Origin of the sequence: Cryobacterium zhongshanensis (assembly GCF_022760445.1) — a bacterium.
In the GTDB taxonomy this organism is placed as follows: domain Bacteria; phylum Actinomycetota; class Actinomycetes; order Actinomycetales; family Microbacteriaceae; genus Cryobacterium; species Cryobacterium algoricola.
In genome coordinates this window covers 113,230-135,721 of sequence record NZ_JALGAR010000007.1, presented here as the reverse complement: position 1 = coordinate 135,721, position 22,492 = coordinate 113,230, and the positions used below count along the sequence as shown (strand labels likewise).

At 69.1% G+C, this 22,492-nt stretch carries 19 protein-coding genes; 11 read left to right on the top strand and 8 right to left on the bottom strand.

The annotated features are described in order from the left end of the window. Positions 1–5 precede the first annotated feature (5 nt). Both gcvH and gcvP read left to right on the top strand, forming a co-directional pair. The gene (gene gcvH, locus MQH31_RS19000) at positions 6–377 is read left to right on the top strand and encodes a glycine cleavage system protein GcvH (RefSeq protein ID WP_243013348.1); all 372 of its coding nucleotides are present in this window, start codon (positions 6–8) and stop codon (positions 375–377) included. A 25-nt stretch (positions 378–402) separates the two neighbouring features. Then, positions 403–3,399 (top strand): aminomethyl-transferring glycine dehydrogenase, encoded by a 2,997-nt coding sequence (gcvP, locus tag MQH31_RS18995; RefSeq protein ID WP_279239205.1) that lies wholly within the window; start codon positions 403–405, stop codon positions 3,397–3,399. A gap of 187 nt (positions 3,400–3,586) precedes the next feature. Here the strand turns inward: gcvP and MQH31_RS18990 are convergent, their stop codons facing one another. After that, on the bottom strand, positions 3,587–4,360 hold the full coding sequence (locus tag MQH31_RS18990) for a CPBP family intramembrane glutamic endopeptidase (protein ID WP_243013347.1): 774 nt from the start codon (positions 4,358–4,360) through the stop codon (positions 3,587–3,589). Beyond that, positions 4,357–4,752: a thiol-disulfide oxidoreductase DCC family protein gene (locus MQH31_RS18985; RefSeq protein WP_243013346.1), complete on the bottom strand. Its 396-nt coding sequence runs from the start codon at positions 4,750–4,752 to the stop codon at positions 4,357–4,359. The genes MQH31_RS18990 and MQH31_RS18985 overlap by 4 nt, the downstream gene beginning before the upstream one ends. A gap of 237 nt (positions 4,753–4,989) precedes the next feature. On the opposite strand from MQH31_RS18985, the gene MQH31_RS18980 reads away from it, so the two are divergent. From MQH31_RS18980 to MQH31_RS18955, 6 genes are all read left to right on the top strand, one after another. Next, positions 4,990–6,600 (top strand): peptide ABC transporter substrate-binding protein, encoded by a 1,611-nt coding sequence (locus tag MQH31_RS18980; protein ID WP_134535536.1) that lies wholly within the window; start codon positions 4,990–4,992, stop codon positions 6,598–6,600. Positions 6,601–6,737: 137 nt separating this feature from the next. After that, complete coding sequence (locus tag MQH31_RS18975; protein WP_134535537.1) at positions 6,738–7,667, top strand: ABC transporter permease; 930 nt, start codon at positions 6,738–6,740, stop codon at positions 7,665–7,667. Then, positions 7,657–8,604, top strand: a complete 948-nt coding sequence (locus MQH31_RS18970) for an ABC transporter permease (protein WP_134535538.1) — start codon at positions 7,657–7,659, stop codon at positions 8,602–8,604. The genes MQH31_RS18975 and MQH31_RS18970 overlap by 11 nt, the downstream gene beginning before the upstream one ends. Further along, complete coding sequence (locus MQH31_RS18965) at positions 8,601–10,352, top strand: dipeptide ABC transporter ATP-binding protein (RefSeq protein WP_243013345.1); 1,752 nt, start codon at positions 8,601–8,603, stop codon at positions 10,350–10,352. Before MQH31_RS18970 ends, MQH31_RS18965 begins: the two co-directional genes overlap by 4 nt. A 227-nt stretch (positions 10,353–10,579) precedes the next feature. Further along, complete coding sequence (typA, locus tag MQH31_RS18960; RefSeq protein WP_134535540.1) at positions 10,580–12,490, top strand: translational GTPase TypA; 1,911 nt, start codon at positions 10,580–10,582, stop codon at positions 12,488–12,490. A 93-nt stretch (positions 12,491–12,583) separates the two neighbouring features. Beyond that, entirely contained in the window at positions 12,584–13,039 is a 456-nt protein-coding gene (locus MQH31_RS18955; RefSeq protein WP_243013344.1) for a hypothetical protein, read from the top strand. Positions 13,040–13,056: 17 nt separating this feature from the next. On the opposite strand, the gene MQH31_RS18950 is transcribed toward MQH31_RS18955, so the two are convergent. From MQH31_RS18950 to efeU (MQH31_RS18925), 6 genes are all read right to left on the bottom strand, one after another. Then, positions 13,057–14,082, bottom strand: coding sequence for an NADPH:quinone reductase (locus MQH31_RS18950; RefSeq protein WP_243013343.1), 1,026 nt, complete (start codon positions 14,080–14,082; stop codon positions 13,057–13,059). Positions 14,083–14,146: 64 nt separating this feature from the next. After that, positions 14,147–14,923 carry an alpha/beta fold hydrolase gene (locus MQH31_RS18945; protein WP_243013342.1) on the bottom strand — a complete coding sequence of 259 codons (777 nt, stop codon included), beginning with the start codon at positions 14,921–14,923 and terminating at the stop codon, positions 14,147–14,149. A 38-nt stretch (positions 14,924–14,961) separates the two neighbouring features. After that, entirely contained in the window at positions 14,962–15,852 is an 891-nt protein-coding gene (gene efeU, locus MQH31_RS18940) for an iron uptake transporter permease EfeU (protein ID WP_243013341.1), read from the bottom strand. Between the two features lie 117 nt (positions 15,853–15,969). Further along, positions 15,970–17,412 carry an iron uptake transporter deferrochelatase/peroxidase subunit gene (efeB, locus tag MQH31_RS18935; RefSeq protein ID WP_243013340.1) on the bottom strand — a complete coding sequence of 481 codons (1,443 nt, stop codon included), beginning with the start codon at positions 17,410–17,412 and terminating at the stop codon, positions 15,970–15,972. Further along, positions 17,412–18,596 carry an iron uptake system protein EfeO gene (gene efeO, locus MQH31_RS18930; protein ID WP_243013339.1) on the bottom strand — a complete coding sequence of 395 codons (1,185 nt, stop codon included), beginning with the start codon at positions 18,594–18,596 and terminating at the stop codon, positions 17,412–17,414. The genes efeB and efeO overlap by 1 nt, the downstream gene beginning before the upstream one ends. Before the next feature lie 192 nt (positions 18,597–18,788). Further along, complete coding sequence (efeU, locus tag MQH31_RS18925; RefSeq protein WP_243013338.1) at positions 18,789–19,646, bottom strand: iron uptake transporter permease EfeU; 858 nt, start codon at positions 19,644–19,646, stop codon at positions 18,789–18,791. A gap of 103 nt (positions 19,647–19,749) precedes the next feature. Here efeU (MQH31_RS18925) and MQH31_RS18920 point away from each other — a divergent pair, with 103 nt between their 5' ends. The 3 genes from MQH31_RS18920 to dapC all read left to right on the top strand — a co-directional run bounded on the left by MQH31_RS18920 (position 19,750) and on the right by dapC (position 22,349). After that, positions 19,750–20,853 (top strand): PIG-L family deacetylase, encoded by a 1,104-nt coding sequence (locus MQH31_RS18920; protein WP_243013337.1) that lies wholly within the window; start codon positions 19,750–19,752, stop codon positions 20,851–20,853. Positions 20,854–20,921: 68 nt separating this feature from the next. Next, complete coding sequence (gene fdxA / locus MQH31_RS18915; RefSeq protein WP_104099174.1) at positions 20,922–21,239, top strand: ferredoxin; 318 nt, start codon at positions 20,922–20,924, stop codon at positions 21,237–21,239. Positions 21,240–21,245: 6 nt separating this feature from the next. Beyond that, on the top strand, positions 21,246–22,349 hold the full coding sequence (gene dapC / locus MQH31_RS18910) for a succinyldiaminopimelate transaminase (RefSeq protein ID WP_308196488.1): 1,104 nt from the start codon (positions 21,246–21,248) through the stop codon (positions 22,347–22,349). Positions 22,350–22,492: the final 143 nt, after the last annotated feature.

The window sequence follows — 22,492 nt, the reverse complement described above, 5'->3', positions numbered from 1 at the left end:
ACCCCATGACCGACCAGACCACCCTCAAGTACACCGCTGAACACGAGTGGGTGCTCCTCGAGGGCGACACCGCGACCGTCGGAATCACGGCATACGCGGCCGAGAAGCTCGGTGACGTCGTCTTCGTCGAACTGCCCGCCGTCGGCACGGGCGTCATCGCCGGCTCGATCGTCGGAGAGATCGAATCCACCAAGTCGGTCGGCGAGCTCTTCGCGCCGGTCACCGGCACGGTCACGGCCACCAACGACGGCGTCGTCGACAGCCCCGAGCTCGTCAACAGCGACCCCTTCGGAGAGGGCTGGCTGATCAAGGTCACCTTCCTCGAGCTGCCGCCCCTCCTCAGCCACGCCGAATACTCCGCCCTCACCGGCGAGTAGACCCACCGGAAGCAGGCAGCGCCAGATGACCAAGCACCTCAGCCCCACCCTGACCCCCCAGGCCTCGTCCCAGGCCGCCGAACGGCCGTTCACCGAACGGCACATCGGCACGGATGCCGCGGCGCAGGCGACGATGCTCGCCCGCCTCGGCTACGACTCCGTCGACGCCCTCGTGGCCGCTGCCGTTCCCGCCTCGATCCACGTCGACGCATTCCGGTCGGAGTCGGATACCCTGCTTCCGCCCGCCGCGAGCGAGCGCGAGGCGCTCGCCGAACTGCGCGCCCTCGCCGGCCGCAACACCGTGCAGCGCTCGATGATCGGACTCGGCTACTACGACACGATCACGCCCGCCGTGATCAAGCGCAATGTCCTCGAGAACCCGAGCTGGTACACGGCGTACACCCCGTACCAGCCCGAGATCTCGCAGGGCCGGCTCGAGGCGCTGATCAACTTCCAGACGATGATCGCCGACCTGACCGGCCTGCACACCGCGAACGCGTCGATGCTCGACGAGTCGACCGCCGTCGTCGAGGGCATGCTCCTGGCCCGCCGTGGCTCCAAGTCGCCGTCGCATCGGTTCCTCGTCGACGCCGACGCCCTCCCGCAGACCAAGGCGCTGCTCGCGAACCGGGCCGCCGCGCTCGGCATCGAACTCGTGGAAACCGACTTCGGCGCGCTCGGCGCCGACGCCGAACCCTCCGTCGTCGCCGACGAGGACGCGGAGGCCTCCACCGGGCTCGGCGACTACTTCGGAGTCTTCGTGCAGTACCCCGGCGCGACCGGCCGGGTCTGGAATCCCACCGCCGTCATCGAGGCCGCGCACGCCCAGGGCGCCCTCGCCGTCGTCGCCGCCGACCTGCTCGCGCTCACCCTGATCATGTCGCCCGGTGAACTCGGCGCCGACGTCGCCGTCGGCACGAGCCAGCGCTTCGGCGTGCCGATGGGCTTCGGCGGTCCGCACGCCGGCTACCTCGCCGTGCGCAAGGGCCTCGAACGCCAGATGCCCGGCCGTCTCGTCGGCGTCAGCGTCGACGCCGCCGGCCACCCCGCCTACCGCCTGTCGCTCCAAGTGCGCGAGCAGCACATCCGCCGGGACAAGGCGACCTCGAACATCTGCACCGCCCAGGTACTCCTCGCCGTGATGGCGGGCATGTACGCCGTCTACCACGGGCCGGACGGGCTCCGCCAGATCGCCCGCGGAGTGCACGAGAACGCGGGCAGGCTCGTCGCCGCCCTCCGCGCAGCCGACGTGACGGTGCTGAACGACACCTTCTTCGACACCGTGCGCGTCTCGGTGCCGTCCCGGGCCGCCGAGATCGTCGCCCGCGCCTCGGGCGCAGGCGTCAATCTCTACCAGGTTGACTGCGACACGATCGGCATCAGTGTCGACGAGACCACCACCCCGAGCGACCTCACCGCCGTGCTCGGCGCGTTCGGCGGCACGGATGCCTTCGGACACGTCGACCTCGAGACATCCGTCACGGGGCTCCCCGACGAGCTCGCCCGCACGACGAGCTACCTCGAGCACCCGGTCTTCAATACGCACCGCTCCGAGACGAGCATGATGCGCTACCTCAAGCGCCTCGCGGACTACGACTACGCGCTCGACCGCGGCATGATCCCGCTCGGATCCTGCACCATGAAGCTCAACGCGGCGACCGAGATGGAGGCCGTCAGCTGGCCCGAGTTCAGTGGCATCCACCCCTTCGCGCCGCGCGACGACGTCGACGGGTACCTCGAACTCATCCGGCAGCTCGAGACCTGGCTGACGGATGTCACGGGGTACGACTCCGTGTCGCTCCAGCCGAACGCCGGGAGCCAGGGCGAACTGTCCGGGTTGCTCGCGATCCGCGGCTACCACCTGGCCAACGGCGACACCGAACGCACCATCTGCCTGATCCCGTCGAGCGCGCACGGCACGAACGCGGCATCCGCCGTGCTCGCCGGCATGAAGGTCGTCGTCGTGGCCTGCGACGAGCTCGGCAACGTCGACCTCGACGACCTGCGCGCGAAGATCGCCGAACACGCCGACACCCTCGCCGCGCTCATGATCACCTACCCCTCGACCCACGGCGTCTACGAGCACGAGGTCGGCACCATCTGCGAGGCCGTGCACGCGGCCGGCGGCCAGGTCTACGTCGACGGCGCCAACCTGAACGCCCTGCTCGGCTTCGCCCGGTACGGTGACTTCGGCGGCGACGTGTCGCACCTCAACCTGCACAAGACGTTCTGCATCCCGCACGGCGGCGGCGGGCCCGGCGTCGGCCCGGTCGCGGCGAAGGCGCACCTCGCACCGTTCCTGCCCGGGCACCCGCTCGCCCAGGACGAGGAGCACTACCTGCGGGGCACCGACGGCAGTGCCGGAACCGTCGTGCACGGCGGCGGCCCCGTCTCGGCCGCACCGTACGGGAGCCCGGGCATCCTGCCGATCTCGTGGGCCTACGTGCGCATGATGGGTGCGGCCGGCCTCAAGCAGGCCACCGGCGCCGCCGTGCTCGCGGCGAACTACGTCGCGAAGGGCCTCGAGGGCGCCTACCCGCTGCTCTACTCCGGGGAGAACGGGCTCGTGGCCCACGAGTGTATCCTCGATCTCCGGCCGCTGACCGCGGCGACCGGGGTGACCGTCGACGACGTCGCCAAGCGCCTCGTCGACTACGGCTTCCACGCGCCGACGATGAGCTTCCCGGTCTCGGGCACGCTCATGGTCGAACCGACCGAGAGCGAGGACCTCGGCGAGATCGACCGCTTCATCGAGGCCATGATCGCGATCAAGGCCGAAGCGGATGCCGTCGCCGCCGGAGTCTGGCCGGCCGACGACAACCCCCTGCACAATGCGCCGCACACGGCGCAGTCCGTGATCGAGGGGGAGTGGGAGCACTCCTACGACCGCGCCACTGCCGTCTACCCGCTGCGCAGCCTCATTCGCGGCAAGTATTGGCCGCCGGTCCGCCGCATCGACAACGCCTTCGGAGACCGGAACCTGGTCTGCGCCTGCCCGCCCCCCGAGGCCTTCGCCGACTAGCACCATCCGCTGAGCCCTGACGCGCCCGCAGCCCAGCCACAGCCCGGCCGCGAGAGCGCACTTTTGGCCCTTAAACCCCCGGTTTAAGGGCCAAAAGTGTACTCTCGCGGAAGGAAACCGGCGGTTCTGCGGACGAGGCGAGACGGGGACCGGCGCGGGGACGGGACGGGCGCGGGGAGCGCGCGGGTCAGGTGGCGGGGGCCAGGAGCGCCGGCCACCAGGCGACAGCTAGGGGGTAGCCGACGAAGGAGACCACGTCGAGGATCGTGTGCGCCACGACGAGCGGCGCCGTGCGGCCCCAGCGGGTGTAGCACCAGCCGAAGACGACGCCCATGGCGGCGTTGCCGATGAACGGTCCGATGCCCTGGTAGAGGTGGTAGCTGCCGCGGAGCAGCGCGGATGCCGAGATGATCGTCCAGGTCGACCAGCCGAGCTCCTTGAGCCGGATGAAGAGGTACCCGACGACGATGAGCTCCTCGCTCAAGGCGGCGCGCACCGCGGAGAACAGCAGGATCGGGATCGTCCACCAGAACGTGTCGATGGGGGAGGCGACGACCGCGACCGTGATTCCGAGCGCCCGTCCCGCGAGGTAGAGGCCGAGGCCCGGGATGCCGATCGCGAGCACGAGCAGGACGCCGCCCAGCAGGTCCCGCCGCGGCTGGGTCAGGTCGAAGCCGAGCCGCCGGAAGCTGCTCGACCCGGGCCGCCAGAGCAGGTAGAGCACGAGGGCGACGGCGAACAGCTCGAAGAAGATGCCGAGGAACTGGTAGGTGAAGTCGAGCCATTCCCGCGTCGACTGCGAGCCGTTGATGGTCGTCGACTGGTTGCCGAGCGGGGTCGGGTCGGTGAGGCGGGCGACGATCGACACGATCGAATAGACGGCGGATGCCCCGAGCGACAGCCCGAGGACGATGACGACTTCCCAGGTCAGTCGCGTCCGGTTCGCACTCCCGGATGTCACTCGGCCGGTTTCATCCGGCAGGCCGGCGTTCCGCCGGGCAGGCGGTGCCGGTTGCGGGCGACCACCCGGTAGCCGGCCTCGGCCGCCCAGGACCACGGTGGCACGGTGCCGAGCCAGCCGAGGAACCGCAGCCAGGGAGCCGGCTGGTGCCGCAGCAGGGCGGACACCGCCGCGGCGCCGCCGAAACGGTGTCCGGCCGGGTCGACGAGCCAGACCCGGGAGCGGGCATCCGCTTCGGTGAGGCCGTACGCCGGAAGATCGGTCCATTGGTACGGCGCGGCATCCGGCATCGCGGGCAACAGGCGGCTCATCCACCCGACGGCCGTCGTGCAGAAGGCACAGTCGCCGTCGAAGACCAGCAATGACGCGCGCGCACGGGTAGCAGCATCCATACCCCTATCCTCGCATCGATGAAAGGGCGGCGTGGCTGCGCGCATTCTTCGCGCGGCCACGCGAGTTTCGGCGAAAGATTCCCTATTTGCGCAACGAATTTGCGCAAGATGTTTCGTCGAGGTAACGATTCCATCCGCGATTGTGCTTTTGGCTCAATGAATACTTAGGGTCAGAAGTATCTGAGGCGTCTTCGCGGTCCCGAATCGCGCGGCGTTTCCCTGCGCACTGGAGGAAAATTGAAAATCAGGAGACTGGGCATTCCCATCGCTCTGGCCACAGCGGGAGCGCTCATGCTCTCCGGCTGCGCCAGCGGCTCGACGACACCGGCGAAGACGGGTGATACGGCTGCGATCATCTCGACCAACGGTTCAGAACCGCAGAAGCCGTTGATCACCACGAACACCACCGAAACCGGTGGCGGCAAGATCATGACGTCGATCTACGCCGGACTGGTGTCCTACGACGCCAAGGGCGAGGGCAAGAACGAGGTCGCCAAGTCGATCTCCGCCGACGACGCACAGCACTGGACCGTCACGCTCAACACCGGCTGGAAGTTCACCAACGGCGAGGCCGTCACGTCCAAGTCGTTCGTCGACGCCTGGAACTACGGCGCCAAGTTCAGCAACGCCCAGAGCGCGTCGTACTTCTTCGACGACATCGAAGGCTTCAGCTACGACGCAGACACCGAGCTCACCGGACTCAAGGTCGTCGACGATTCGACCTTCACCGTGACGCTCGCGTCTCCGGAGGCCGACTGGCCGCTGCGCCTCGGCTACACGGCCTTCATGCCGCTGCCGTCCGTCGCGTTCACCGACATGGCAGCATTCGGTGAGAACCCGATCGGCAACGGCCCGTACATGCTGGCCAAGACCGGCGCGTGGGAGCACAACGTCAAGATCGACCTCAAGACGAACCCCGACTACAAGGGCGTGCGCACCCCCGCCAACGGCGGACTGAGCATCGTCTTCTACTCCTCCCTCGACTCGGCATACGCCGACGCTCAGGGTGGAAACCTCGACGTGCTCGACGCCGTCCCCGACTCCGCGTTCGCGACCTACCAGACGGACTTCCCCGAGCGTTTCGTGAACCAGCCCGCCGCGATCTTCCAGGCATTCAACATGCCGTACTACCTCGAGCACTGGAGTGGCGAAGAGGGCAAGCTGCGTCGCGCGGCCATCTCGATGGCCATCGACCGCAAGGAAATCACGGACGTCATCTTCCAGGGCACCCGTACCCCGGCGACCGACTTCACTTCCCCGGTCATCGCGGGCTACTCCGACGCCCTCAAGGGTGCCGACGTGCTCAAGTTCAACAAGGAACAGGCCGTCAAGGACTGGGCGGCCGCTGACGCGATCTCCCCGTACACCGGCACGTTCGACATCGCGTACAACTCCGACGGCGGACACGCCGGCTGGGTAGACGCCGTTGCCAACAGCATCAAGAACACCCTCGGCATCAACGCAGTCGGCAAGCCGTACGCGACCTTCAAGGCCGCTCTGGCTGACCGCAAGGCGAAGGCGCTGACCGGCGGAACCCGTGCCGGCTGGCAGGGCGACTACCCCTCGATGTACAACTTCCTCGCGCCGTTGTACCAGACCGGTGCCGGCTCGAACTACGAGATGTACGCCAGCACCGAGTTCGACACCCTCCTCAAGGAAGGCGCAGCGGCCAAGTCCGTCGACGACGCCACCGCGAAGTACCAGGCAGCACAGGAAGTCCTGCTCAAGGACCTCCCGTCCATCCCGCTCTGGTACTCCAACGTGACCGGTATCTGGTCCGACAAGGTCCAGAACGTCGTCTTCGGCTGGGATTCCGTGCCGCTGTACAACGAAATCACCAAGGGCTAGTTCCCCCGCTCAACCCGAAAAAATAGAACCCAGTTTCATGCGAAGCGATGTCCGGGGCACTCAGTCCCGGACATCGCTCGCTAGACTCGACCAGTGATTGCGATTCTCATGACCGTTCGTTCCAGTGCGGGAACCTGATGCTCTGGTACACCGGCAAACGCCTGCTCCAGATGATCCCGGTATTCTTCGGCGCTACCTTCCTCATCTACTTCATGGTCTTCTCCCTCCCCGGAGATCCCATTGCTGCCCTCTTCGGTGATCGGCAACCCGCGCCAGGCGTGATCGAACAGCTCCGTGTCCAGTACCACCTGGACCAGCCCTTCATCGTGCAGTACTTCATCTACATCGGCGGCTTCTTCCACGGGGACCTCGGCACCACGTACTCCGGTCGCGCCGTTTCCGACGTGATGGCCGCCGCCTTCCCGATCACCGCCCGGCTCGCGCTTCTCGCGCTGTTCTTCGAGTCCGTCGCCGGTATCCTCGTCGGCCTCGTCGCGGGTCTCCGCAAGGGCAAGCTCTTCGACGCGAGCGCCCTCGTCGTGAGCCTGCTGCTGATCAGCGTGCCGACCTTCGTGATCGGGTTCATCCTGCAGTACGTCTTCGCGGTCAAGCTCGGCTGGGCGCGTACGACGGTCAGCAGTGAGGCCCCGCTCTCCGAACTGATCCTGCCGGCCATCGTGCTCGCATCCGTCTCGTTCGCCTACATCGTGCGGCTCACCCGGGCGAGCGTCTCTGAGAACCTCGGCGCCGACTTCGTGCGCACGGCCACGGCGAAGGGCCTGTCACGCCGACGGGTCGTCACCGTGCACGTGTTGCGGAACTCGCTCGTCCCCGTCGTCACCTTCCTCGGCGTCGACCTCGGCTCGCTCATGGTCGGCGCGATCGTGACAGAGGGCATCTTCAATATCAACGGTGTGGGTGGCACCGTCTACAAGGCGATCAAACTCGGCGAAGGACCGACCGTGGTGTCGTTCATCGCCGTCATGGTCGTGATCTTCGTGCTGGCGAACCTGCTCGTCGACCTGCTGTACGCAGCCCTGGACCCGAGGATTCGTTATGCCAAGTAATCGTCAGACGCAGCCGCACTTCGTCGCTGCGCTCGAAGACACCCCCATCGCCGCGATCGATCGCCTCGACGAGACCGAGAAGGCGCGCAGCACCTGGGCGGATGCCTGGGAGTCGCTGCGCGGCAAGCCCAGCTTCTGGATCGCCTCCGCGCTGATCCTGCTGATCGTGATCGTGGCCCTGTTCCCCGGCATCTTCACCCAGGTGCCGCCGGACCAGAATTGCCTGCTCGCCAACAGCAACAAGGGACCGGAAGAAGGGCACCTGCTCGGCTTCACCCGGCAAGGCTGTGACGTGTACTCGCGGATGATCCACGGCACCCAGGCCTCCGTCACGGTCGGCCTGCTCGCGACCATGATCGTCACCCTCTTCGGCCTCGTCGTGGGAGCCCTCGCCGGCTACTACGGCGGTTTCTTCGACGCGATCGTCTCCCGGATCGGTGACATCTTCTTCGCCGTCCCGACCGTGCTCGGCGCCATCGTGCTGATGTCGGTCCTCCCGGAGCGCACGCCCGTCACGATCGCACTGGTGCTCTCGATCTTCGCCTGGCCGCAAATCGCCAGGATCATGCGCGGTTCGGTGCTCTCGGCCCGGAACTCGGATTACGTCACGGCGTCGATCGCCCTCGGCGTCTCGAAGTTCCGCATCCTCGTGCGCCACGTCGTGCCCAACGCGATCGCCCCCGTGATCGTGATCGCCACGGTCTCCCTCGGCACGTTCATCGTCGCGGAGGCGACGCTGTCGTTCCTCGGCATCGGTCTGCCCCCGCAGATCATGTCCTGGGGCAATGACATCAACTCGGCCCAGTCGTCGATCCGAACGAACCCCCAGGTGCTGATCTACCCCGCCATCGCCCTGTCCCTGACCGTGCTCGCCTTCCTCATGCTCGGCGACGCCGTGCGCGACGCACTCGACCCCGAATCGAGGGCACGCCGATGAGCCAGACCGTGATCGAACCCGTGAGCACCGCTGTCCGGGACGAGAATTCCCCGCTCCTCGAGATCCGCGATCTCGAGGTCGGCTTCCAGACCCAGCACGGTGTCGTTCCCGCCGTGCGCGGCGTCAACCTCACCCTGTATCCCGGCCAGACCCTCGCGATCGTCGGCGAGTCCGGGTCGGGCAAGACCACGACGGCGCAGGCGATCATCAACCTGCTCGCCAACACCGGCACGGTCACCGCCGGCCAGATCCTGTTCGAGGGGCGCGACCTCACGACCCTCAAGCCCAAGGAAATGCAGGATGTCCGCGGGCGCCTGATCGGCTATGTCCCGCAGGACCCGATGTCGAACCTCAACCCGGTCTGGAACATCGGCTTCCAGGTCGAAGAGGCCATCCGGGCCAATGGCGGCGCCATGAGCAGGAAGGCCGCGAAACTGCGCACCATCGAGGTGCTCAAGGAGGCGGGCCTCAGCGACGCTGAGGACCGGCTCAAGCAGTTCCCGCACCAGTTCTCCGGCGGCATGCGGCAGCGAGTTCTGATCGGGATCGGCCTCTCGGCCCGTCCGAAGCTGCTGATCGCCGACGAGCCGACCTCCGCGCTCGACGTCACGGTGCAGCGCCAGATCCTCGACCACCTCGCCACGCTCACGCGCGACTACGGCACCTCGGTGCTGTTCATCACGCACGACCTCGGTCTCGCGGCCGAGCGCGCGGAACAGCTCGTCGTGATGTACAAGGGCAAGGTCGTCGAGTCCGGTCCCTCGCAGGAGATCCTGGCCAACCCGCAGCATCCGTACACGCAGCGCCTTGTCGCCGCGGCACCGAGCCTCGCATCGCGGCGCATCCAGTCGGCCAAGCACTCCGTCGCGGTCGACACGGATGTTTCCGCAGCGGGCGCGAACGACCAGGTTCTGGTGAACCGTGCGATCGAGCGGGAGCAGGCCGCACCGGCCAAGGACCTGATCTCGGTCCAGGGCATCTCGAAGATGTACCGCATCCGCACCAAGGGCTTCAAGTACAACGAACTGCTCGCGGTCAACGACGTGTCCTTCGGCATCAAGAAGGGCACGACGACCGCGCTCGTCGGCGAGTCCGGCTCCGGCAAGTCCACGGTCGCCAAGCTCATCCTGCAGCTCGAGTCCATCACGAGCGGGCAGATCGAGTTCGACGGCCAGGACGTCGCCGGGCTCAAGGGCGCGGACCTGCTGAAGTTCCGCCGCCGCGTGCAGCCGGTCTTCCAGGACCCGTACGGCTCCCTCGACCCGCAGTACAACGTCGGCAACACCATCGCCGAGCCGCTGCTCGCCCACAAGGTCGGAACGGCCAAGGAACGTCAGGCCCGGGTGCGGGAGCTCCTCGACCAGGTCTCGCTGCCTTGGGCGTCCCGGCACCGCTACCCGAGTGAACTCTCGGGCGGGCAGCGCCAGCGCATCGCGATCGCCAGGGCGCTCGCGCTCAAGCCGGACGTTCTCGTGCTCGACGAGGCGGTCTCCGCTCTCGACGTGCTCGTGCAGGGCCAGGTGCTCAACCTCCTGACCGAGCTGCAGACGGAACTCGACCTGACCTACCTGTTCATCACCCACGACCTCGCCGTCGTCCGCCTCGTCGCGGACAACGTCTGCGTCATGCAGCAGGGCCGGATCGTCGAGGCCGCGACGACGGACGAGGTCTTCGACAATCCCCGTCAGACATACACGCAGGAGCTGCTCGCCGCGATCCCGGGTGGCAACTTCGAGTTCGGGCGCTAAACAGCCCGGCTTCACCGTCAGCGAGCGGGGCGGGGACTTCGGTCCACGCCCCGCTTCGGCGTTCCAGCGGATGCCCGGATCACCGGGTACCGGCCGCGACACGGCTCCCAGCCTCCCGGCAGGAAGAGTGCGGTAGGATTATCCGTTGGGTCGGACCTTGACCACATACATCCATTCTTCGCCGCATCCGTTTGTCCGCGGCATCATTCTTCGTAAGGATTCACTTCATGGCGATTGCCACGCGCAATAACCTCCGAAATGTCGCAATCGTCGCCCACGTCGACCACGGCAAGACCACGCTGGTTGACGCGATGCTCCAGCAGACCAACTCGTTCTCGGACCACTCGCACGTGGACGAGCGCGCGATGGACTCGAACGAGCTCGAGCGCGAAAAGGGCATCACCATCCTCGCCAAGAACACGGCGATCTCGTACAAGGGCATCCACGCCACCGACGGCCCCATCACGATCAACGTGATCGACACCCCCGGCCACGCCGACTTCGGTGGCGAGGTCGAGCGCGGTCTGTCCATGGTCGACGGTGTCGTTCTCCTCGTCGACGCGAGCGAGGGCCCGCTGCCGCAGACCCGTTTCGTGCTGCGCAAGGCGCTCGAGGCCCACCTGCCCGTGATCCTCCTGGTCAACAAGACCGACCGTCCCGACGCGCGTATCGAAGAGGTCGTCGCGGAGAGCCAGGACCTGCTCATCGGTCTCGCGAGCGACATGGCCGACACGCACCCCGACCTCGACCTCGACGCCATCCTCGACGTCCCCGTCGTCTACGCGTCCGGCCGTAACGGCGCCGCGAGCCGCAACCAGCCCGAGAACGGCCAGCTGCCCGACAACGCCGACCTCGAGCCGCTCTTCGAAGCGATCCTCGAGCACATCCCGGCCCCCGTCTACGACGACGAGCACCCGCTGCAGGCCCACGTCACCAACCTCGACGCCTCGCCGTTCCTCGGCCGCCTCGCGCTGCTGCGCGTCTTCCACGGCACGATCCGCAAGGGTCAGACCGTCGCCTGGATCAAGCACGACGGTTCGGTCCACAACGTGCGCGTCACCGAGCTCCTGATCACCAAGGCGCTCGACCGCTACCCGACCGAGAGCGCCGGCCCCGGCGACATCGTCGCCGTCGCCGGCTTCGAGGACATCACCATCGGTGAGACCCTCGCAGACCCCGACGACCCCCGCGCGCTGCCGACCATCACGGTCGACGAGCCCGCCATCTCGATGACGATCGGCACCAACACCTCGCCCATCATGGGCAAGGTCAAGGGCCACAAACTCACCGCCCGCATGGTCAAGGACCGTCTCGACCGCGAACTCGTCGGTAACGTCTCCCTCAAGGTCGTCGACATCGGACGCCCGGACGCCTGGGAGGTCCAGGGTCGTGGCGAACTCGCCCTCGCCATCCTCGTCGAGCAGATGCGTCGTGAAGGCTTCGAGCTCACCGTCGGCAAGCCGCAGGTCGTCGTGCACCGCGTCGACGGCAAGATCCACGAGCCGTACGAACACCTCACCATCGACTCGCCCGAAGAGTACCTCGGCGCGATCACGCAGCTCCTCGCGGCCCGCAAGGGTCGCATGGAGAACATGGCGAACCACGGCACCGGCTGGGTCCGGATGGAATTCATCGTTCCGTCGCGCGGCCTGATCGGCTTCCGCACCCAGTTCCTCACAGACACCCGCGGTACCGGTATCGCCAACGCGATCTTCCACGGCTACGAGGCCTGGGCCGGCCCGATCGTCACCCGTAACAACGGCTCGATCGTGGCCGACCGCAACGGTGTCGTCACGCCGTTCGCGATCATCGCCCTGCAGGAGCGGATGTCCTTCTTCGTCAACCCGACCGAAGAGGTCTACGAAGGCATGGTCATCGGCGAGAACTCGCGCGCCGACGACATGGACGTCAACATCACCAAGGAAAAGAAACTGACCAACATGCGTCAGTCCACCTCCGACACCTTCGAGTCGATGACGCCGTCGCGTCAGCTGACGCTCGAGGAGTGCCTCGAGTTCGCCCGTGAAGACGAGTGCGTCGAGGTGACCCCCGCGATCGTGCGGATCCGCAAGGTCGAGCTCGCGGCATCCGCTCGCGCACGCAACGTCTCGCGCATCAAGAAGCAGGACGCCAACTAGTCCCAGCTTGTCGGCGGCGCCGGCGGTTACGCTCTGATACATCAGGGCGGCACTGCCGGCGCCGCTTTTTTTTGGGCCCCCGACACTGAGGAAATGAAGAAGATGACGACATCCCTGCTCCACGTCCGAGTCCTGGCGACGATCGCGCTCACCCTGGTCGGCGGCACGCTGCTGACCGGATGCACCGCAGACGCGGCTCAGAACGCCGTCAACGGGGCCGTGCAGGGCGCGACCAACGGCGACGTGAGCCTCGGCGGCGCACTCCCGTCCGCCTGGCCGGCCGAGGTGCCGGTCGTCGAAGGCAAGATCCTGTTCGCCGCGGTCCAGAAGGGTGACAAGCCGGGCTGGACCGTGACCGTGAAGGCGAGCGCCGCCGATCCCATCGCCGAGGCCACCAGCAGCCTGACCGCGGCCGGTTTCGTGGCCGGCGGCGACGTGTCCGCGACGGTCGGCTCAGCCGGTCTGGTCTCGATGAAGAACGACCACTACGCCGTGGTCGTCGCCGGAGGACCCGACGGCCTGCTGTACACGGTCACCCCGGTCTCCTGACCTGACCGCTCGTCCCGTCAGGGGGCGACGTCGATGAGGACCTTGCCCACCACTCCGGCCTCGACGGCGGCGTGCGCGTCGGCCGTGCGCTCGAGCGGGAAGCGGTGCAGGGGCAGGCCTGCCTCGACGCCGACGCGGAGAGCGCCGTCATCGATGGCGGCGCCGATGTCGGCCGCCGCGGCGTCCAGCAGATCCTGGCCGAGCGTGTAGAGCAACTGGAACTGGTACCGCACGTTGAGGGTCATCTGGGCGCGGATGTCGAGCGTGAGCGGCTCGCCCGTCGTCGCATAGACCGCGATCGAGCCACGGGTGCGGATCACGGCCGCGTTGAGCGCCGCGTTCTGCGCGGGAGCGACCTCGACGACGAGGTTGACGCCGTCGGGCGCCAGTGCGCGGATGGCGCGGGCGGCATCCGTGTCTCGGTAGTTCACGATGTGGTGCGCGCCGGCGGCGGATGCGAGTGCACCCTTCTCCGCGCCGCTGACGGTGGTGATGACGGTCGCCCCCGCCCAGCGGGCGAGCTCGATGGCCGCGTGGCCGACCGCACCCGCCCCGCCGGCCACCAGGACCACCCGGCCGGCGAGAGCACCGGGGGAGAGACGCCGGGGACCGTCCTCCGCGACGGTGAGCGCGCGGTGGGCGGTCATCGCGGGAACGCCGAGGGTCGCACCGAGGTCGAAGCTCGCCGAGTCCGGCAGCGGGTACACCCGCTCGGCGGGGAGCACGGTGTAGTCCTGGGCGGTGCCGCCCGAGGCGAGGCCGTACGCGGCGATGGCCGTCCAGACCCGGTCGCCGACGTCCAGGCGCTCGACGCCCGCGCCGACGGCGTCGACGGTGCCGGCGCCGTCCTGGTTCGGCACGACCTCCGGGAACGCAAGCGCCTCGCCGGGCCTGCTCCCCGCGCGGGACTTCCAGTCGGTGGGGTTCACGCCCGAGACGAGGATGCGCACGCGCACCTCGCCGGGGCCGGGCTGCGGCAGGTCGCGTTCGACGAGCCGGAGGACGTCGGGGGTGCCGGTTGCGCTGTAGACGATTGCTCTCATGCTCTGTCCAACGTTCCGGCGACGGAAAAGGTTCCCGCAGTTGCGCGGAATGGGTGGAACTCGGTCAGCGGCCCAGGAAGAACTCGGCGAGCAGCGGGGCCAGTACGGTCTGGTCGACGTCGTGATCCTGGCCGGGAACGGTCAGCACACTGCCGTCGGCGACGGAGGACGCCACCGCCTCGGCTGCACGGGCCGCCCAGGCGGGGCTCCTGCCGCCCGCGAGTGCCAGCGTCGGCGCCGTGATCGCGGCCAGGCGACCCACCGGGGGCACGCCGTCGGCCGTGAGGGCGAGTTCGTGCGGCAGGGTGGGGGCGAGGTGGACGAGCCCCGGCCAGAACGGGGCGGACGTGATGAAGCCGACGGCCGCGTCGTCCATCCCGGTGATGCGGAGGAAGAGCGTCGCCGCGGTGGCCGGGTCTCCCGCGTCGAGGGCGGCCTGGAGGCCGAGGTCGTCCGCCGGTGCCGGGTGCTCCGGGTCGGCGGTGTACGGAGGCTCGTAGACCGCGAGCCGGGTGACGTGCGCGCCGGCCGCGGCGGCCTCGATTGCCAGGATCGCTCCGGACGAGTGTCCGTACACTCCGGCCGCGCCCCCGGCAACGGCGACGAGGGCCGCGAGGTCCTCGATCTCGCGTTCGACGGCGTAGGGGTGCGTCTCGGGGCTGTCGCCCTTGCCCCGCCGGTCGTAGGTGAACACGGTGAAATGCTCGGCGAGCAGCGTGACGAGAGGGTACGGGGAGGACCGGGTGTTGAAGGCCCCGCCGATGACGATGACGGGGTCCCCGGAACCGGCTCTCTCGAAGGCGATCTGCGTTCCATCGGCTGACCGGACGAATTCGGGCATCTGGCTCTCCTCGGGGTGGTGGCTATCGGCGACGGTGATCAGTGGATGGGCGCGGGCACCGTCGCAGTGGCGGTTGCCGCCGTGCCGGTTCCCGCCGGGCGCGGGACCGCGAGCGGGCGCACGGCCCGGCCCCTGGCGCTCTTCACGAGGAAGAGCGTGAGCACGGTGCCGGTATAGGCGAGCCAGGCGAGGAGCGAGAGCCAGGTGGTTTCCGGCGAGAAGTTCAGGGTGCCCTTCAACAGGGTGCCGTACCAGCTCTCCGCCGGGATCGCGCCGCTCACGTCGAAGGCGAGGGCGTGCTCACCGGGCAGGATGCCGGACTCCTGCAGGTCGTGCACGCCGTAGGAGAGCACTCCGGCCGCGACGACGATCAGGATCGCCCCGCTCCAGGTGAAGAACCGCGCGAGGTTGATCTTGAGCATGCCGAAGTAGATGAGTGCGCCGAGGGCGACGGCGGTGAGGATGCCGAGCGCGGCTCCGATGAGCGGCAGCGTGGTCTCCCCGGTGGACTGCACGGCGGCCCAGATGAACAGGGCCGTTTCGATGCCTTCCCTCCCGACGGCGAGGAAGGCGACCAGGACGAGGCCGACGCCGGTGCCCACGAGGGAGCGGTCGATGGTGCCGCGGAGGTGACCGCTCAGGTCGCGGGCCGTGCGCAGCATCCAGAAGACCATCCAGGTGACCAGGCCGGTCGCGGCGACGGAGAGCGAGCCGGCGATGGCCGGTTCGGCGGATTCCGGAAGGCTCGCGGTGCCGAACGTGAGCACGGCGCCGATCGTGAGGGCGAGGAGCACGGCCAGGCCGACGCCCGTCCAGAGCCGGCCCAGCAGGTCGCGGCGGGCGACCTTCACGAGGTAGGCGACGAGGATGGTGACGATGAGGGCACCTTCGAGACCCTCGCGGAGTCCGATCAGGTAGTTGGCGAGCACGGCACTCCGGTTCTGGTCTGGTGGGTGATGCGCACCGAGAGTACCACGGAGTTGGTAAGCCTACCCTTACCATCCGCCCCCGAGATTCTGAGAATCCACGAGGATCCTCCTGCCCGGTCAGGCGAAGAGGGCTGCGCCGAGGTAGCTGCCGCGGGCGGCACCGGGCGGGACCGCGAAGAGCGCCGAACCGACGTGCCGGACGTACTCGTTCATGGCGTCGTGCCGGGCGAGCGCGAGCTGCACCGTCGTGAACTGCGACGGCCGGCGCTGGTAACTGATGAAGAACAGCCCGGCCTCGAGCCGGCCGAGGTCGTCGTTGCCGTCCACGAAGTTGTAGCCGCGCCGCAGCAGCTGCACCCCGTTGTTCTGGGCGGGATGCGCGAGGCGCACGTGCGAGGTCGCGGCGATCAGCGGGGCGCCCGTGTTGCCGGTGCTCGCGAAGTCGGGCTCGGTGAACTCGGTGCCCCCGGAGAGCGGAGCGCCCTCACCCTTGGTACGGCCGAACACGGTTTCCTGTTCGCGGAGCGCGGTGCGGTCCCAGGTCTCGATCGTCATCCGGATCCGCCGGGCGACGAGGTAGGAGCCCCCGGTGAGCCACGTGGGACCGTCGCCCGCACCGACCCAGACGTGCTCGTCCACGACGGCCGGCTGTTCCGCCTTGACGTTGGCGGTGCCGTCCTTGAAGCCGAAGAGGTTGCGCGGGGTGGCCTGGCTCGTGCTCGTCGAGGAGGTGCGGCCGAAGCCGAGCTGCGACCAGCGGATCGCCGCGCGCCCGAAGGCGATCCTGGACAGGTTGCGGATCGCGTGCACCGCGACCTGCGGGTCGTCCGCGCAGGCCTGGATGCAGAGGTCGCCGCCGCCGCGCGCGGCATCGAGCTGGTCGCCGGGGAAGTGCGGCAGATCGACGAGCGCGTCCGGGCGGGCGGATGCGAGGCCGAACCTGTCCAGACCTGCACTCGTCTCGAAGAGCGTCGGCCCGAAGCCGACCGTGATCGTCAGGCCGGCCGGAGGCAGGCCGAACGCCTCGCCGGTGTCCTCCGGCGGGGCGTCGTACGGCCCGCCGACGGCGCCGTAGCTGCCGATGTCGCGCCCGGCGGTCAGGGCCGCTGCCGCGGCGGTCCAGTCCTGCAGCAGGGAGATCAGGTCGGCGCGGGTGGCCCCCGGCGCCAGATCGAACGCCGCGAAGTGCAGCCGGTCCTGGGCGGGCGTCACGATGCCGGCCTGGTGCTCCTGGTAGAACGGGTAGACGGTGCTGCCGGCGGCCGGTGCGCCCGCCGCTGCGAGGGCCTGGACCCCGCGGTCCGCGGCGATCCCGATGCCGAGGCCCGCGACGCCGGCCCCGGCGAGGCCGAAGAGCCCGCGCCGGGAGATGCCGCGCCGGGAGGTGCTGCGCGGGCCCTCCGCGGCTGCCCCGACCACGGACGCCGTCCCGGACGCGTTCGCCCCGGCATCCGCCCGGTCCTTCCGTTCCTCCCCGTCTTCCCGCGAGAGCGGAGTTTCGGCCCCTTCGGCGCCCGGGAAGGGGCCACTTTTCCGCTCTCGCGAATCGCCGCCCTGCATCAGAGGACGAGGGCCGCGGTCAGCCGGCCGAGGGGCTCGGCGAGGGCGTTGACCTGGTCGGCGAGGCCCTTGACGGTGCCGGTGGACAGGTCGGTGTAGAGCACGAAGCCGTCGCCGACGCGCTGGGCGTCGAGGAGGGCCTGCAGGGCCGCGAAGCGGGTGTCGAGGGTCGCCGCGAGGTCGGCGTCCTTCTGCACGAGCACGTCGCGCACCCCGGCGTAGAGCACCCGGGCGCCGTCGACGTTGGCCTGGAAGTCCCAGAGGTCGGTGTGCGACCAGACCTCCTCCTCGCCGGTGACCTTGCCGGTCGCGACCTCGTCGAGGAGGCCGATCGCGCCGTTGGTCTGCTGGGCGAGGGTGAAGCTGAGCGGCTGCACCTTCTCGTTCAGGGTCGCCGTGTCCGCGACGAGCAGTCCGGCCAGGCGGGCGCGCTCGGCGGCGGGGTACGCGGCGAAGCCGGCTTCGGCGTCGGCGGGCCAGAGGTCCTTCTCGATGGCGTGCCAGCCGGTCCAGTCCTGGCCCTCTTCGAGGTCGGCCTCGCGCAGGTCGAGCTTCGGGTCGAGGTCGCCGAAGGATTCCGCGACGGTTTCGACGCGTTCCCAGTGCGCGCGGGTGGCCGCGTAGAGCGTGCGCGCGGTGTCGTCGTCGCCTGCGGTGTACGCGGCGGCGAATGCTGCCGTCCCGGTGACGAGCTGGCCGATCTGGTCCTTCACATAGGAGGCGTAGTTGGCGTTCGCGGTCTCGACGCGGGCAGCGAGGTCGGCGTCGCCTGGGGCGTTCGTCGCCGCATCCGCTGCGCTCGACGGGGTCACGGTGAACGGGGCCTGGCCGATGCCCGCACCGGTCATGCCGGGCTTGCACGCGGTGAAGTAGCTGCCGGCGTTCAGGTCGACGACGAGGGTGCGGCTGAGGCCGGGGCCGATGTTCTCCGCCTCGCCCACGATGCGGAGCTGGTCGTCGCCGAGAAGGTAGAACTCGGTGACCTGGTCTCCGGAGTTCGAGACCGTGAACGTGACGTTGCCTGCGGATGCCGTGGAGGCCGACACCGTGCACGCCGTCGCGCTGCTGTCGACGGTCAGGGCGGCGTGCGTCGCTCCGGGCGCCGAGGCGTTCGGGACGCAGCCGGTGAGGGCGAGCGCGGTCGCTGCGGCGAGGGCGGCGAGGGGAAGGAGTCGGGGCTGCATGGAGTCCTTAGGTGGTGAGCGGGGTGGTCGTGCGGGAGGAACGGGCCGGTGGGCGGATGCCGGGAGTGCGGGCATACGTCGCTGCGGCGCAGGGATGGTCGGCGGCTGGAGGGGTGTCGACGGGTCGACGGAGCAGGCGCCCGAACGAATTCGCCGGACGAGTCCGACGGAGTCTTTCGGGCTTCCGGTCGGTCAGGCGCCGGCCAGGACCTCTTCGGGCAGAGTCTCCGGCGCAGCGGGGCTGGGGCGGCCGCGGCGGACCGCGCGGGCGAAGAAGGTGAGCGTGGTGCCGACGTAGGCGACCCAGACCAGGAGTTCGAGCCAGGTCGTCGCGGGGGAGAAGTTGAGCGTTCCCTTGAGCAGGGTGCCGTACCAGCTGTCCGGCGGGATGGCCGCGCTCACGTCGAAGGCGATGCTGTGCAGGCCGGGCAGGACGCCGGCCTCCTGCAGGTCGTGCACGCCATAGGAGAGCACGCCGGCCGCGACGACGATGAGGATACCGCCGGTCCAGGTGAAGAACTTCGAGAGGTTGATCCGGAGCATCCCCGAGTAGATCAGCCAGCCGAGCCCCGCGGCCGTGACGATGCCGAGGAAGGCGCCGATCAGCGGCAGGGTGGTCTCGCCGGTCGCCTGCACGGCTGCCCAGAGGAACAGCGCCGTTTCGATGCCCTCCCGGCCGACGGCGATGAAGGCGACGACGACGAGTCCGATGCCGGTGCCGAGCAGGGACTTGTCGATGCTGCCGCGCAGGTGGCTCGAGAGGGTGCGCGCGGTGCGCAGCATCCAGAACACCATCCAGGTCACGAGGCCGGTCGCGGCGATCGAGAGCAGGCCGCCGATCGTTTCCTGCGCGGCGAACGAGAGCGTGGAGGTGCCGTAGGTGAGCAGCGCGCCGATGCCGAGCGCGAGGAGCACGGCGAGGCCGACGCCCGCCCAGATCCGCGGCAGCACGTCCTTCCGCCCGATCTTGACGACGTAGGCGACGAGGATCGTCACGATGAGAGCGGCTTCGAGGCCCTCACGCAGGCCGATCAGATAATTTGCGAGCACGGTGTCCTGGTCTTCGGGAGCGGTCGATGTTGGTAAGGCTATCCTTACCTGAGCGACTCTACCGGCGGTCGCCCGGAATTGTCCAGTTATTATTCTGAGGTGGGTGTCCGCCAAGCCGACCCTGGGGAGCTCATCGATGGTCATGTCCGGCAGTGCAGAACGCGTCGTCTTCGTGCACGACGGGCCCGGCGACGAGGCCTGGTTCACCGGCGGCACCATCGCCCGCCTGCGCGGCGATGACGCGGAGGTCGTCGTGCTCTTCGGTGCCCGGGCGCCGGGGGACGACGGCGACAGTACCGCGGGGGCGAGCTCCGAGGTGCGTGCAGCACTCTCCGCACTCGGGGTCAGCGACTGGCGTTTCCTGCCCGTCGCCGCCGACCCGGCGGCGGCCGTGGTCGCCGTGCTCGACGAGGTCAGGGCGACGGCGATCGTGATCGGCGCCCGCAGCGAGCTGCTCCAGGCCGCCGCAGCGGATGCCGCACGCGTGTCCCGCGTGCCGGTCTTCGTGAGCCGCGGGGTCACCGAGGCCATCGGGCAGCGGATCGTCGCGATCGACGTCAGCGATCACCTCGAGCAGAAGCTCGCCGCCCTCTCCGCATACTCCGACCGGTGGACCGTGGACGGACGCGTCGTGTCGGCCATCCGGCCGGGCGCCCCGGCCGGGACGGTGACGGGAACAGAGACCTACCTGCGGGACACTCCGCCGCCGGCCGCGCCCGCAGACCGGTCCGCGGCATCCGCCGCCCCGGCGCCGCAGCCCGCAGCGGACCCCGCGGATGCCCCGCAGCAGGTCTCCCCGGCGCCGGCCGGCCCCGTCGCGACCGGGGCCTTGCGCGCCCTCGCGAGTCTCGTCGCGTTCGCCGCCGGCGTGGTCTTCGGGGTGCTCGGCACGGTGGCGCACCAGGCCACCGTTTCGGTCGGCTCCGTGACCCTGCCCGCCGGGCTCGTGCTCGCGACGCTCGCCGCGAGCGCCCTCCTCATCGGCCTCCGGCTCGTGCTCGACGACCGGGTCGTCGTGCTCGCGTGCACGATCGGCCTCGTCGGATCGATCTTCCTGCTCTCACTGAAGAGCACGGGCGGTTCCGTGCTCGTGCCCGCCGGGCTGGCCGGCACCCTGTGGACGGCGCTGCCGACCCTCGTCGCCTCACTCGTGCTGGCCTGGCCGCGGCTCCCGCAGCGGAGCACCCGCCCGGGCCGGGGCGCCTGAAGCGGGCGCTCGACCGAGGGCGCTTGTCCTAGACTGGACGTTCAGCTCGTGAAGGGAGCTCCCCGCTCGTGACCTATGTCATTGCCCTGCCGTGTGTCGACGTGAAAGACCGCGCCTGCGTGGACGAATGCCCGGTCGACTGCATTTACGAGGGTGACCGTTCCCTCTACATCCACCCGGACGAATGCGTCGACTGCGGTGCCTGCGAACCGGTCTGCCCCGTCGAGGCCATCTACTACGAGGACGACGTCCCCGAGCAGTGGGCCGAGTACTACAAGGCCAACGTCGAATTCTTCGATGACATCGGGTCTCCCGGCGGCGCCGCGAAGGTCGGCGTGATCCACAAGGACCACCCGATCATCGCCGTCCTGCCCCCGCAGGTCTAACCGACCGTGCTCAAGCCGCTCCCCGACTACCCGTGGGACCAGATGGCGCCGTTCGCGGCCCAGGCCCGCGCGCACGCCGACGGCATCGTCGACCTGTCGATCGGCTCGCCCGTCGATCCGACCCCCGACGTCGTGCGCCACGCCCTCGCCGAGGCGACGGATGCCCACGCGTACCCGCAGACCGTCGGCACGCCGGAGCTGCAAACCGCGATCGTCGACTGGTACGCACGCCGTCGCGGGGTGACGCTGACCCCGGCGAACGTGCTTCCCACGATCGGCTCCAAAGAGCTCGTCGCCCTGCTGCCCTTCATGCTCGGCCTCGGCGAGGGCGACACCGTCGTGCACCCCCTCGCGGCCTACCCCACCTATGCGATCGGCGCCGCGATGGCCGGATGCGACGCGTTCGCCTCCGATGACCCGGCCGCGTGGCCGTCCACGACGAAGCTCATCTGGCTGAACAGCCCGGGAAACCCCGACGGCCGCGTTCTGTCGGTGTCCGAACTGCGTGCCGCCGTCGAACGCGCGCGGGAGCTCGGGGCCGTAATCGTGTCCGACGAATGCTACGCCGAGCTCGGCTGGGCCGGGCCCTGGGCGTCCGAGCCGATTCCCAGCATCCTCGACCCGCGCGTGATCGGCACCGACCGGCGCAACGTGCTCGCCATCTATTCCCTCAGCAAGCAGTCGAACATGGCCGGCTACCGCGGCGCCTTCGCGGCCGGCTGCGCCACCGTGCTCGCCCGGGTGCTCACCGTGCGCAAGCACGCCGGCCTGATGCTCCCGCAGCCGCTCCAGGCCGCGATGGTGGCCGCCCTCGGCGACGACGCCCACGTGGCGGCGCAGCGTGAACGGTACCGCGGCAGGCGTGCCGTGCTCGTGCCGGCGATCGAGGCCGCCGGGTACCGGATCGACCGGAGTGAGGCCGGCCTGTACCTGTGGGCCACGAAGGGGGCCGACTGCTGGCAGTCGATCGCCGAACTCGCCGGGCTCGGTATCCTCGCCGGGCCGGGATCCTTCTATGGGGACGGGTACCCGCAGCACGTCCGATTCTCGCTCACGGCGACGGATGAGCGCATCCACGCAGCCGCCGTCCGGCTCCGGTCGCTAGAGTAGCAACTGCCCACGGTGTACCCGGACCGGGTGGCATCGCCATTCTTGTAGATCTCCTCCGGTGAAACTGCCGAAAGTTTGGCGGATGCAACAGTAGGTGGTGGGGCCGATTAGGCTGTATCCGCTTGGACGTCTCCAGCCACACC